Origin of the sequence: Moellerella wisconsensis ATCC 35017 (genome assembly GCF_001294465.1) — a bacterium.
Lineage (GTDB): Bacteria > Pseudomonadota > Gammaproteobacteria > Enterobacterales > Enterobacteriaceae > Moellerella > Moellerella wisconsensis.
Map to the genome: position 1 here is coordinate 377,920 of NZ_LGAA01000018.1, position 13,665 is coordinate 391,584.

Annotated in this window: 11 protein-coding genes; 4 read left to right on the forward strand and 7 right to left on the reverse strand. The window is 39.3% G+C overall.

Annotation, left to right across the window (positions count from 1 at the left end; all coding sequences use genetic code 11):
- Positions 1-115: 115 nt before the first annotated feature.
- Positions 116-325 (reverse strand): hypothetical protein, encoded by a 210-nt coding sequence (locus M992_RS09775; protein WP_053908340.1) that lies wholly within the window; start codon positions 323-325, stop codon positions 116-118.
- A gap of 1 nt (position 326) precedes the next feature.
- A complete protein-coding gene (locus tag M992_RS09780) occupies positions 327-860 on the reverse strand; it encodes a PadR family transcriptional regulator (protein ID WP_053908342.1) in 534 nt (177 codons plus the stop codon).
- A 387-nt stretch (positions 861-1,247) separates the two neighbouring features.
- Here M992_RS09780 and M992_RS09785 point away from each other — a divergent pair, with 387 nt between their 5' ends.
- The gene (locus M992_RS09785) at positions 1,248-1,766 is read left to right on the forward strand and encodes a P-loop nucleotide/nucleoside kinase family protein (protein ID WP_053908344.1); all 519 of its coding nucleotides are present in this window, start codon (positions 1,248-1,250) and stop codon (positions 1,764-1,766) included.
- Positions 1,767-1,895: 129 nt separating this feature from the next.
- Here M992_RS09785 and tyrP read toward each other — a convergent pair whose 3' ends face one another.
- From tyrP to M992_RS09800, 3 genes are all read right to left on the reverse strand, one after another.
- Positions 1,896-3,104, reverse strand: a complete 1,209-nt coding sequence (gene tyrP, locus M992_RS09790; RefSeq protein ID WP_053908346.1) for a tyrosine transporter TyrP — start codon at positions 3,102-3,104, stop codon at positions 1,896-1,898.
- Positions 3,105-3,142: 38 nt separating this feature from the next.
- Positions 3,143-5,092: a pyridoxal phosphate-dependent decarboxylase family protein gene (locus M992_RS09795; protein WP_053908348.1), complete on the reverse strand. Its 1,950-nt coding sequence runs from the start codon at positions 5,090-5,092 to the stop codon at positions 3,143-3,145.
- A 542-nt stretch (positions 5,093-5,634) separates the two neighbouring features.
- Positions 5,635-6,645: an NAD(P)H-quinone oxidoreductase gene (locus M992_RS09800; protein ID WP_053908350.1), complete on the reverse strand. Its 1,011-nt coding sequence runs from the start codon at positions 6,643-6,645 to the stop codon at positions 5,635-5,637.
- 504 nt (positions 6,646-7,149) lie between these two features.
- Between M992_RS09800 and fnr the strand changes: the two genes are divergently transcribed.
- Both fnr and uspE read left to right on the forward strand, forming a co-directional pair.
- A complete protein-coding gene (gene fnr, locus M992_RS09805) occupies positions 7,150-7,905 on the forward strand; it encodes a fumarate/nitrate reduction transcriptional regulator Fnr (RefSeq protein ID WP_053908352.1) in 756 nt (251 codons plus the stop codon).
- A 364-nt stretch (positions 7,906-8,269) separates the two neighbouring features.
- The gene (uspE, locus tag M992_RS09810; protein WP_053908354.1) at positions 8,270-9,214 is read left to right on the forward strand and encodes a universal stress protein UspE; all 945 of its coding nucleotides are present in this window, start codon (positions 8,270-8,272) and stop codon (positions 9,212-9,214) included.
- Positions 9,215-9,332: 118 nt separating this feature from the next.
- On the opposite strand, the gene pntB is transcribed toward uspE, so the two are convergent.
- Both pntB and pntA read right to left on the reverse strand, forming a co-directional pair.
- Positions 9,333-10,721, reverse strand: a complete 1,389-nt coding sequence (pntB, locus tag M992_RS09815) for a Re/Si-specific NAD(P)(+) transhydrogenase subunit beta (RefSeq protein WP_053908356.1) — start codon at positions 10,719-10,721, stop codon at positions 9,333-9,335.
- Positions 10,722-10,731: 10 nt separating this feature from the next.
- Positions 10,732-12,264: a Re/Si-specific NAD(P)(+) transhydrogenase subunit alpha gene (gene pntA / locus M992_RS09820; protein ID WP_053908357.1), complete on the reverse strand. Its 1,533-nt coding sequence runs from the start codon at positions 12,262-12,264 to the stop codon at positions 10,732-10,734.
- 386 nt (positions 12,265-12,650) lie between these two features.
- Between pntA and ydgH the strand changes: the two genes are divergently transcribed.
- Positions 12,651-13,601 carry a DUF1471 family protein YdgH gene (gene ydgH / locus M992_RS09825; RefSeq protein ID WP_053908358.1) on the forward strand — a complete coding sequence of 317 codons (951 nt, stop codon included), beginning with the start codon at positions 12,651-12,653 and terminating at the stop codon, positions 13,599-13,601.
- Positions 13,602-13,665 lie beyond the last annotated feature (64 nt).

Here is a 13,665-nt window from a genome sequence, read left to right on the forward strand (position 1 = left end):
TAGACCATAAGATCTAAAATTTCGGCTATTGCAGATATTATAGAAGAGATATGATAACTGAAGATCCTTCAAAGGCGATGAACTTTTCTCACCTTTGAAGGAAAATAGACTAAAATTAACGCGCTTTACGTGCTCGGCGTAAATAAGAGAAAGGAACATTAGCACAGACTTGATCTTTCACTTTCTTTTCTGTCGAGGCGGTGTTAGGTACCTCAGTATTGGCAGTTTCTTGGCGTGCCAAATCATCCTTAGCCAAATTGTTCTCTTGCTTCGCTGTTACCGCAGAATTCACGTTGTTTTCCATAATATGATTAGTTTTTGCCATGTTAGTTATCCACCTCAATCAGCGCTAGATTCATTGATTCTAGGCGCTGAACAGTCTGATTAATAATATTTACAATCTTAACCGACTCATCATTACTTAATTGTTTTAGTACAATTTTGTGCCTAAGCAGGCTTTTAAATCTACTTACGGCAAGTTCTATTTCATCGGCGAACGCATTACCTTGTTTTAACTCGCGTGCATATTGAAGTTTTTGTTTAATATTCAATAAGATTACAGTTTGAGTAGCCAAAAACAATTTGCCTTCAGTGGTAATTAAAAATTGTTTGCGTCCATGACTCTGATTTACAGGTTCGATGAATGTTTGTTCTTCTAACAATGTTAGCGTCGGATAGATCACTCCTGAACTGGGGCAATAAAAACCGCCAGTGGCTAGCTTAATTCGTTGAATTAGCTCATACCCATAACTTGATGATCCTGCCAATAGAGATAATACATAGACTCTTAACTCTTTTGGGCTGAACATTCGTCGTGATTTTCGACAACAACAATCTACATCATGCTCAGTATTGCTCATTATTTCCGCTCTTACGCTACATCGACTGCCAATACCATCTTTACGCTCAGAAATATTACGACATCATAAAATGACGAACTAGAAATATGTGAGTATAAACCGATATATCGATTACAACACTATCATAACCCATTATGCGGATAATGCCAGTTTAGATATATCTGATTTTATGCCAAAAATGCTAATGATAACTATTACCATGCTTTTTAATAATTACACATACAATTAATAATTAAAATTTACTTATCGATATATAAAGTTACTGCGAATCAATTAAAATTACGGCACAATTAGTTAAATCAACATATTTCGCTATTAGCGATACGGGCTCAGCCCCTCTATCACGCGACGGCTTTAATAAAAATCGAGTAATTTAGGACACTTTATATGCTAATTGTTTTTGGCGGATTACCCGGAACAGGCAAAACAACCATCGCAAAAAGGATTGCCCAAGCAATTTCTGCTTGTTATTTACGCATTGATTCTATAGAACAATCTCTAATACAAGCCTCGACAGTTGAAAATAATACTGTTGGTGCCGCTGGGTATAATATTGCCAATATAATCGCGGATGATAATTTAAAGCTGGGTCAAATAGTAATTGCAGATTGCGTGAATCCGCTAAGCATTACTCGTACCGCATGGCAAAATATCGCTGCCAAGGCCAATACACCATTAGTTGAAATTGAAATTATTTGCTCTGATTTAGCCCAGCACCGTATGCAAGTCGAACAACGAGTAGCGGATATTATCGGTCATCAGCTACCTGATTGGGATAATGTAATGGATCGTGAGTATGAATGGTGGGACAGTGCGGATATTGTTATCGACAGTGCAGTTACCTCGGTTGAGTTAGCGGTGGAAATGATCCTCTATCGCTTACAGAAGCTAAAAAGAAAACATTAACCTTTCCCGGTGATGCTTGTTTTTAGCATAAGCGATATAAAGACCTGAATAAATAATAAATAGGATGCTTTTCAGCACCCTATTTACGTTTATTGTCAGTCACATCAGATTTATTACCGCGTAATATATTCAACCAATATTTGGCAACACATTGAATACAATGGCCAACTGTACAGCAATGACTACAATCCCACACATAAAGACAAATACTAACGCAGGCGCTCCCCCTTTAACTTGATAATTACGTTCATTAATTGATCGAGATTTAAACGCCAACATACTTGGGAGTAATAACGCCAATATGGCCAAAGAAACTGCCGCATAGCCTAATGCCATAATAAAACCTGAGGGATAAAATAGTGCAAAGATTAACGGTGGACCGAAGGTTAATAATCCAGTTTGTAATCGCCCAGCAACCGAATCTTGGCGTTTAAACAGATCAGCTAAGAAATCGAATAATCCCAGTGCAACCCCAAGGAAAGACGTAGCTAACGCCAAACTCATAAACATCTGAACCGCTAGCTCGGTTTCACTCGAATTAACAACGTTGCGAATTGCATCGAGTAAACCATTTAACCCTGAATTTTGCGCTAAGATACCGACAAAAGTATCGCTACTAATACTGCCCAAAGTGGCGATTTGCCACAAAATATAAGCAATAAGAGGGATTGCACTGCCAATAATAAAAATAAAACGCAGTTTTTTTACATCGCCACCCATATATTTAACGATGCTCGGCACACTGCCGTGGAAACCAAACGAGGTAAAAACCACCGGGATAGCAGACAGAATAAGGACAGATTCCATCGGTTGAGACAATAAATTTTGTTGTTCAACATGTGGCATCATTAGAGCAAATATCAGCACCATGAAGACTGTTTTCGCTGCAAATAACAGACGATTAATAAAATCAACGGATGTGGTTCCAAAACAAACCACAGCGCCGCCAATCACGGTAAAGATAATAATTCCGATATAGTCCGCTAATTCAATCTGAAAATTATGGTTAAGATTAGACGTGATAATTTCTCCTGCCCCGCTCACATAGGCCGCAGTCAATGCATACATCAAAAACATCATACTGAAGCCAGTAATAATTTTCCCCGCAGATCCTAAATAACGTTCGGCGATACTGCCGATACCGGTTTCATGGGACTCATGTTGATATACTTCAACTAATAATAACGAGGTATAACACATCAATGCCCAAAGAGTGATAAGCATAACAAAACTGACACCAAAACCATTACCGGCTGCTGCGATAGGCATTGCCAACATCCCTGCACCAATTGTGGTTCCCGCGACAATAAATACACTACCAAATGTACGATTCTTCATAATAAACCCTGTCAATAATGAGATTATTAAATTCGCTATTAGGCGAGTTGTTGAGTAGCTAAAGATGTCGCAAGGCGATTTGATTTATTATTTTCATCCACAATTTTCTGTAATTTATTGACAAATATAGTTTTTAATTCCTGCCAATAGTGCTCAAAATGATGTTTATCGCGTAAACAATGGGTCATAATTGCCGCGCGTAGAACATATAAACTTTGAACTCGCTGCCATTCATCCGAACTAAATCCAGCCTGTTGACAAAAAATAGCAGGGTTATCGCCGTATTCTTCATGGCTGAGTGATGTTGATGAGGTTAAAAAATCATTGGTATAAGAGCGGCCAGTGGCAAAAGAGCACAGTTCATACATCCGTTTATTTAGCTGATTTTGTTGCTGAAGATCGTGATTATCTATTTGCTTAAACATAAAATTAACCATATGAAAATCAGGTGTTTGCATCGCATAAATTTTAAATATTCGGTCATCAATACTCAATGGCTCTGTTTGATTTAGCTTTTCAGTTAACCAATTCGCGGTGACTATTCCTGCGGCGATCACTTTGCCATACCCATAAATATTCAATGGCACTAACCGATGAGCAGCCCAAACCGCCGCCGCTGTGGCACCAGATTTCGAGCCTTCCATAATAGACGCCCCCAAAACCACCTGCTGATTCTTAGTTGATGGTGTTTTTTCTGTTACTGATTCAAACACATAAGCGGCATGATAAGAAATTAAATCGACAATCCGTTTGTCTTTCATACAAATAGCCCCAGCAGCGTAAGGGATAAATCCCACTTTATGCGGATCTACCGTAATTGAATCAGCTTCTTTTAAGGCTTGAAAACTGCGGTATACTTCGGGTTTAGGCCATATAACATCGGTAGGAAATATGCCTTCTTGTTGATAACGATGAATTAACTGTTCATATTCAATGAATTGGTTTTCTTCATCTAAAAACATAGCGCAGGCATATCCAGCATAAGCAGCATCGATATGAATATAAAAAGAAACGCCATAACGCTGTTCACACTCTCGTCGCAACTGAATCAGGCTATCGACATGATCAATAGCTCCAGTTTCTGTTGTACCAACTACCGCAATGATAGCTAAAATCGGCTCACCGCGTTCAATGAGATCAAACACTATTGCCCGCATTTTTTGAGTATCAGTACGATATTGCTGATTAACGGGTAATTGAACGATATTTTGCTGGCCCACGCCGAGGATATCCATGGCTTTCATCCAAGAATAATGTTTGGATTGAGGAACCAATAATTTACCTAATTTACTCGACTCAACCCCTGCGCCTCGGCAAGTTAAGGCTCTCACTTCTTCGAACCAACCGGCGTATTTCAATTGATCGATAAAATCAACAACTGTCGATGGTGATAAGTTTAATAATGCTTGTTCTGATATATTTGGCAGCAAGTTGCGAGCTTGTTTATGTTTAGCCATCGCTAACGGTAATGTTTTTAAATTACGAGCTACCCATAATCCTTCATAATTAGCTACCGTTCCGCCAGAAGTGATATGTCCCCAAGAAGTATCTGGGTCATAGCCAAACATTCGACACAAATCCTCCCCGGCTTCTAACTCTAAATGAGTGGTGGTCGGGGATGACTCTTGTGCGCAATTATTGGGGTTGTACATCATCGCCATGACATAAGCGAGGTTGGAGATCATTAGGGTATCAGCGTTCATATGCCCGAGATAACGGGGAGAAAACCAAGGCACTGAAGTGGTTTTTAATTTCGATGATAATTGATTAAGAATACCTTCTGTCCGGTATAAAGTATCACGATAATCAGCAGTATAACGGTCTACCGTGGTAATTAATGCGGAATCTTCTGGGTGGAATCCAGAACGCCAATGTAGATGTTCGCAAATAGCATATTCCATCATTTCTCTAAAAAATATTGCATTTTCAGACTTAGGTCCAAGAAATAAGGCATCAACATTGATCGTCGAATTGCTTTGTTTAATCATTATTACCCTACCTTCAATTTACAACTTTTGTGTTGTCTTTTTATTACAAGGAATTTAAGTTAATTAACTTATTATCATTGGAAGGTATGTTCATTTATCTGTTCCATGCCATACAAAGAAACCTCAATTAACTCATTGGTATTTCTATGTATTTATTATTCCATTAAAATTTCAGGCTAAAAATGACGTGACTGATTGCCAACTTGTTAATAGGTATAATATAAATTTGTTAAAATATTAATATATCGGTCGTAAAATCAATCGGAACTGTGGGCAAGTACAAAATTCAAGAAAATTGTCGGTAATAAAAGGATGTTCATACAAAAATAGCTTGATGATGTAAATGAATTGTTATAAGCAAAAATTAATTAATTATTTTTAATGATGGGGAAAGATAGTAATATATAAATTAACGGTCATCTTTTAATAATAAAAAATAACCGTTAATCTTAATACTACTAGGTAGTATGCCGTATACAGCGTGCAAGCAAACGCTCTAACCATTTAGTAATAGTTATTTATCGCTCATTATGCGTAGATGATTAATCCACGACTAACACTATCTTACCGATCAGATCTCCTGATTCCATGAATCGATGCGCATCCGCGGCTTGATCTAAAGGATAGGTTTTATTAATGATAGGCTGTATTTTACCTTGCTGAACTAATGGCCAAACTTGCTGTTTAATCTGCTGAGCTATCTGAGATTTTTCTTGAATATTTCGCGAACGCATGGTCGATCCGGTATGCGTTAGCCGTTTGACCATCAGCGGCATCATATTCAAATTTTGAGGGTTACCTTTCATCATCCCAATTTGAATGATGCGTCCAAACTTCGCGGCCACCGCATAATTTTTAGCGATGTAATCGCCACCAATCAAGTCAATGACCATATTCACCCCTTTATCACGGGTTAAAGCTAGGGTGCGAGTGACAAAATCTTCGTCATGATAATTAATCGCATGATCTGCGCCAATAGACTGTGCAATTTGTACTTTTTCTGCTGAGCCGACCGTCGTTATCACCTGTGCGCCAAAAGCTTTGGCTAGCATAATAGCTACACTGCCAATCCCTGACGTTCCTCCATGGATTAATACAGTTTCACCCGCCTGTAACTTCCCGAGTTGAAACATATTAGCCCATACCGTAAAAAAATTCTCAGGGATAGCCGCGGCTTCAATAAATGAAAGATTACCTAAAGGCAGCGCAATATCTTGATGGACCAGACAATATTCAGCATATCCCCCCCCGGCAACTAACCCACAAACTTTATCACCAATTTTCCACTCGGTCACATCGTCAGCTATTGCTACCACGATACCAGAGACTTCTAATCCGGGGATCGGGGATGCATCAGGTGGCGGTGGATATGCGCCTTTACGCTGAAATACATCTGGGCGATTAACCCCTGCCGCCATCACCTTAACCAGTAGGTGACCGGAGGTAATGGGAGGAAGAATGACATTGAGGGGCTGTAATTTCTCAGGCCCTCCAGGCTCAATAATATCGATAACTGTCATTGAATCCGGCAGATCATGGTGTGGTAGTTTCATCACAATTCTCCTAGGCGATTGAATATCCAATCAATTTTTTATTTAGTATGCACATACAATTACAATTAAAATAAAAAATATTATTAACTATAAAGCTATTTAATCATATTATTAAGATAATTATCGAAAGTAATAAATTATTTAAATAATAACTAATATCTTTTAATTTGAATTAATTAATATTTATCTTATAACAATAGTCTTAATGGCTTTTAGTTTATTATTAGCTGTTTTTTGCATAATGTGCTAAATCAAAATTTGACTAAGCGGGTAAAAAAGATAAATAAATATAAAGATAAGTTCACAATGAGTTTTTATTGAAATAACCGATTGTTATTGATACTTTAACTCGATGATAACTTAATAGTTTTTTCATAATATGCCGATGAATCTCGCTCATAAAAACAACACTGATAATCGATATTCTAATAGCTCTTACTAGTTTACTTATCTTATGTTAAAATTGACTCATATCAATATTTTTAACTTGAATGAGCATTATATATGATCCCAGAAAAACGAGTTGTTCGTCGCATCCAGTCTGGTGGTTGTGCTATTCATTGTCAGGATTGCAGCATTAGTCAGCTTTGCATTCCATTTACATTGAATGAACATGAACTGGATCAGCTTGATAATATTATTGAACGTAAAAAACCGATTCAAAAAGGCCAAACTCTGTTTAAAGCAGGAGATGAATTACGTTCACTGTATGCTATCCGTTCTGGCACGATCAAAAGTTACACCATCACTGAAGAAGGCGATGAGCAAATTACTGGTTTTCATCTTGCCGGTGATCTGGTTGGATTTGACGCAATAATTAATACTGAGCATCCGAGTTTTGCTCAAGCCCTTGAAACATCGATGGTGTGCGAAATTCCTTTTGAGACACTGGATGATTTATCAGGAAAAATGCCAAATCTACGTCAACAGATTATGCGCTTGATGAGTGGTGAAATTAAAGGCGACCAAGAGATGATCTTGTTGCTTTCAAAGAAAAATGCCGAAGAACGCTTAGCCGCATTTATTATTAATTTATCGCATCGTTTTTCTCAGCGCGGTTTTTCTGCTCGCGAATTCAGATTGACCATGACGCGTGGCGATATCGGTAACTACCTCGGTTTAACCGTTGAAACCATTAGTCGTTTATTAGGTCGTTTCCAAAAAAGCGGCATGTTAAGCGTTAAAGGTAAATATATTACGGTAGAAGATATGGAAAAATTATCGGAAATCGCAGGTAAATTACCGTCTACTATTGCATAAATAAACTTAATTAGTTGTTTATAGCTAAAACTAGGTCCTTCATCGCAATGGCCTAGTTTTTTATTGCCCTCTTTATTTCCCTCTTTTTTTGATTATAGCTTCCCTATCGCACCATAATTTAACGATTAATTTGATGAATTTTAATCCATTATCCCTCGTTTTCAGCAGGATAAGAGGTGATGCCGTCGATTTGTTGTGTTAGATTTAATCATAGCGGCATATAAGTTAAATTGTCTCCGAGGCTTAAATCAGGCTAATGGAATAACCTTAATTAACGTTTAAGCCGTATAATCCACATCGTAACAACAAAAAATAACGACGATATTTATACAATAACTGTCCAGCCGTTATGAGGAAAATCAATATGGCAAACTATCAAAATTTATTAGTTGCAATTGACCCCAATCAGGATGATCAACCGGCGTTACGGCGTGCTGTGTATTTAGTACAGCGTAATGGTGGACGGATTAAAGCTTTTCTTCCTATTTATGATCTGTCTTATGATATGACTACCCTGCTCTCACCAGAAGAACGTGATGCTATGCGTAAAGGTGTGGTTAATCAGCGGGCTGCATGGGTAAAACAGCAAGCACACTATTATCTTGAAGCTGGAATAGAGATTGAGATTAAGGTGATTTGGCATAACAAACCCCTAGAAGCAATTATTCAAGAGGTGATTAATGGCAAACATGATTTATTGCTCAAAATGGCGCATCAGTATGATAAATTTGAATCGCTGATATTTACGCCACTTGATTGGAATTTACTGCGTAAATGTCCTTGCCCGGTGTGGATGGTCAAAGATAATATTTGGCCTGATCATGGTTCGATTGCCGTGGCGGTTAATCTATCCAATGAGGAATCTTATCACGATGAGCTAAATATTAAATTGGTGGAAAAAACTCAGGATTTAGCCAAGCGCATCATAAAAGACCCGACCATTCATCTTGTTAGTTCTTACCCAGTAGCACCGCTCAATATTGCGATCGAACTGCCTGATTATGACCCTAGCTTGTATAATAATGCACTACGTGGTCAGCATTTGGTTGCCATGAAAGAACTGCGCCAAAAATTTAGTATTGATGAAAAGTATACTCATGTGCAGGAAGGATTGCCGGAAAAAATTATTCCTGAAATGTGTGAAGAACTCAATGCCGGAGTGGTTGTTTTAGGGATTATTGGCAGAACAGGTTTATCCGCTGCCTTTTTAGGCAATACCGCCGAGCATGTGGTAGATAAATTAAAATGTGATTTACTGGCTATCAAGCCCGATGGTTTTGTCTGCCCAATGACTAGCGATGATGAATAACCATTATTAGGTTTAAATTGTCTATTAAGTCAGTATAAAAAGCCCTGTACAGTATAATAACTCCTGACAGGGCTTTTTAGTGCCTCAATAACACAGGGGGTTATTGGTTAGCTCGCAATTATAGAGCCTTTAAAATGGCATCAACACTGGCTTTAGCATCACCAAATAGCATTTGACTATTTTCTTTAAAGAACAATGGATTTTGTACCCCAGCGTATCCTGTATTCATCGAACGTTTGAACACAATCACATTATTCGCCTTCCATACTTCAAGCACTGGCATGCCCGCAATTGGACTATTGGGATCTTCAAGTGCTGCTGGATTTACCGTATCATTAGCCCCAATGACTAATACGGTATCGGTATCAGCGAAATCATCATTGATTTCATCCATTTCTAATACAATATCATAAGGGACTTTTGCTTCCGCTAATAATACATTCATGTGACCAGGTAAACGACCGGCAACAGGGTGAATACCAAAACGAACTTTAATTCCACGTTCACGCAATTTAGCCGTAATATCATGCACTGGATATTGTGCCTGAGCCACCGCCATGCCGTAGCCTGGGGTGATAATGACTGAGCTTGAATTTTTCAATAATTCAGCCACTTCTTCAGCCGTGGTTTCACGGAATTCACCCATCTCTTCTGCATTCCCCACCGAGGAGCCATCGGTACCAAAACCGCCGGCAATGACGCTAAAGAATGAACGATTCATCGCCTTACACATAATATAAGATAGGATTGCCCCGGATGAACCGACTAACGCTCCAGTAACAATTAACAGGTCATTGCTGAGCATGAAACCTGCCGCTGCCGCTGCCCAACCAGAGTAAGAGTTCAGCATTGAAACAACGACTGGCATATCTGCACCACCAATAGAGGCTACTAAATGCCAGCCGAAAGCTAAGGCAATCAAAGTCATAACCAACATAGTGAAGACTTGCAGACCAACACTGTGAGTGTTAACGAAGATCAGCATCAAAATGAACGAAACGACTAATGCCGCTAAATTGATTTTATGACGATGTGGCAACATTAATGGCTTAGACGTCATTTTTCCTGACAATTTACCGTAAGCTACGATTGAACCCGTAAATGTTACTGCACCGATGAAAATACCCAAGAAAACTTCAGTTAAATGAATATTTTCCATGATAGGCTCAGCAAATGCTTCAGCAGCCATATAACTGTTAAAACCGACCAGAACAGCCGCTAAACCGACAAAACTGTGCAAAATAGCTACAAGTTCTGGCATTTCGGTCATTTCAACTTTTTTAGCTAACCGAATACCGATCACCGCACCAATAATCATGGCGATAATCATCCAGCTAATATTTTCGCTGTTTGGTCCGAGAATAGTCGCAATTAACGCAATTGCCATCCCGATAACACCAAAGGTATTACCACGCTGTGAACTTTCATGACGCGATAAACCCGCCAGACTAAATATAAATAGGATAGCAGCAACAATATATGCCGCTGTAACAACTCCGCTCGACATAAGTTACTCCTTACCCTTTACGAAACATTTTTAACATGCGTTGTGTGACGGTAAAACCGCCAAAGATATTAATACTGGCGATTAAAATAGCGATAAAGGAGAAGAAACTCACCCAACCACCACTGCCAATTTGTAATACCGCCCCAATAACAATAATACCAGAAATCGCATTTGTGACCGACATTAACGGGGTATGTAGTGCATGAGAAACATTCCATACTACGTAATAACCCACCACACAGGCCAGTGCGAACACGGTAAAGTGTGATAAAAATTCTTTAGGTGCGGCATTCGCAAACCAACTGAATAAAATAATCGCTAGCGCCATAAATCCATATTTAATTACCGGTGATTTTTTCGGTTTCTCTACTTTAGCCGCCGCTGGTGCCGGTTGTGCTTTAGCTTGTGGCTGAGCAGAAACTTGGATTGGTGGTGCTGGCCAAGTAACCTCACCTTCTTTGACCACAGTTACGCCGCGGATAACTACATCATCAAAATCAAGATTTATCTCGCCATTTTTTTCTTTGCACAATAACTTCAGCAAATTGACCAAGTTAGTCCCGTACAATTGAGATGATTGAGTCGGTAAACGACTTGGTAAATCGGTATAACCAATAATTTTAACCCCGTTATCTGTTACAACCAATTTATCAGCCTGAGTTAATGCACAGTTTCCACCTGTCTGAGCGGCTAAATCGACGATCACACTGCCTGGTTTCATCGATAAAATCATATCTTCAGTAATTAATTTTGGGGCCGGCTTACCAGGAATAAGCGCCGTAGTGACGATAATATCTACGTCTTTCGCTTGAGCTGCGAATAATTCCATCTCAGCTTTAATGAAGGCCTCAGACATCACCTTAGCGTAACCGTCACCGCTTCCTGCTTCTTCTTTAAAATCAAGCTCAAGGAATTCAGCGCCCATACTTTGCACTTGCTCTTTAACTTCAGGGCGAGTATCAAACGCACGAACAATCGCGCCTAAACTACCGGCAGCACCGATAGCAGCAAGGCCAGCAACACCCGCACCGATCACCATAACTTTAGCCGGTGGAACTTTACCCGCCGCGGTAATTTGTCCAGTAAAGAAGCGTCCAAATTCATGAGCCGCTTCAACAATAGCGCGATATCCAGCTATATTAGCCATCGAACTTAATGCGTCCAATGATTGAGCTCGGGAAATACGTGGAACCGAGTCCATAGCTAATGTATTAATATTACGTGCTTTTAATGCTTCAAGTAATTGAGGATTTTGTGCTGGCCAAATAAAACTAACCAACGTTGCGCCCGATTTAATAAGTTCAATTTCGTCTGTTTCAGGCGCATTGACCTTAAGAATAAGGTCAGCATCTAATGCGACCTCACGACTGACTATCTCCGCACCTGCTTGTTCATACGCAGCATCTTCAAAACTTGCCAGATGTCCTGCCCCACGTTCTACAGACACAGTAAAACCAAGTTTTAACAATTGGCTTACGGTTGATGGCGTGGCAGCAACACGAGCTTCATTGGCAAATCTTTCTTTTGGTATACCAATACGCATAATGTTCCCTTTTAAAGCTTTAAGTAATTTTTCAATTATTTCACAGATTGAGAATAGATCGATTCCTACGTGGAATATTCCTATTTTCAAACAAAACATCTTATCAATGTTCTAATAACCTACTGAAAATACGTCTGATGATCCATAATTGATCGCAGTTCTATGACAGTAAATTGAATTAATGGCAAAAATCTTAGTTTTAAGTCAATAAAACACTAGATATGTGAAATATTTTGGTAAATATCACTACCAAGTAACGTTTTTTTTACTAGTGAAAATAAAATCATGGGACAAGAGTGTTTAGAACGTGTAATAATTAGCGGCTATGTGGTACAAATATGATTCAGCACGTTTATAATAAATTGCGCAAGGCGGAAGGATTTTGTATGAAGCTGAAAACGACGGTCATCGCTGCCGCGGTGTTATCATTAACTAGCATTATTGCTGCACAAGCAGCTGTGGAACTTACGCCTGAGCAGGCTGCCGAATTTAAACCGTATGAGCGGATTACCGTAACAGGCCGTTTTAATGCGATTTATGAGGCGGCAGATGCTGTATCTCGTCGAGCAGATAAAGTAGGTGCTCACGCGTTTTATATCCAAAGTTTGGATGATGTTGGTGATAGCGGTAACCTGCGTGTTGTCGCAGACCTGTATGCTAAAGAAGCCGAAAAAGCATCAAGTGAAAAATTGCGTGTATTTGCAGGAATGCAAGAGTTCACTAAAGAGCAAGCGACTCAGTATGAACCTTTTGACACGGTAACCGTTAGTGGTTTTTACCCTGCTCAACCCGATTTGTATGAAGCACTGGCTAAAAAAGCTCGCAAAAAAGGCGCTGCATCATTTTATGTGGTAAGAAATATAGCTCAAAATGATGGCGGTAATACGTTAGCAACCGCATATATCTATAAAAAAGATGCGCCTAAACGCCAAGTATTGACTGAAGAAGCGGTTATTCCTGCAGATTCAGAGAAAGGTCGTGCATTGTTAGCTGAAGGTGGCGAAGCCGCTAAAAAAGTTAAAATCCCTGGCGTTGCCTCTTCTGCTGAACCTACAGCAGCGATTGGTAATTTCTTTGAAACTTCGAGCTCATCTTCTGGGAAAACTAGCGTTTCTCTGCCAAGTGGTTACTCTATTGAAGAAGTGAATAAAGTCACTGCAGCACAAATGGTGCCTTTTGATTCAATCACTTTCTCAGGCTATTACACCACGACGCCAGAAGTACGTTATCAGGTAGCTAAACGTGCCGAGAAAAAAGGGGCGAAGTATTATCATATTACGCGTGAATGGCAATCCAATGGTGGCAGTGTCACTATCAGTGCGGATCTGTTCAAGTAATCGATTAATAGTGTTATTATCTTAATAAAAGACGGGTCACATTAGACCCGTTTTTTATAGCCTA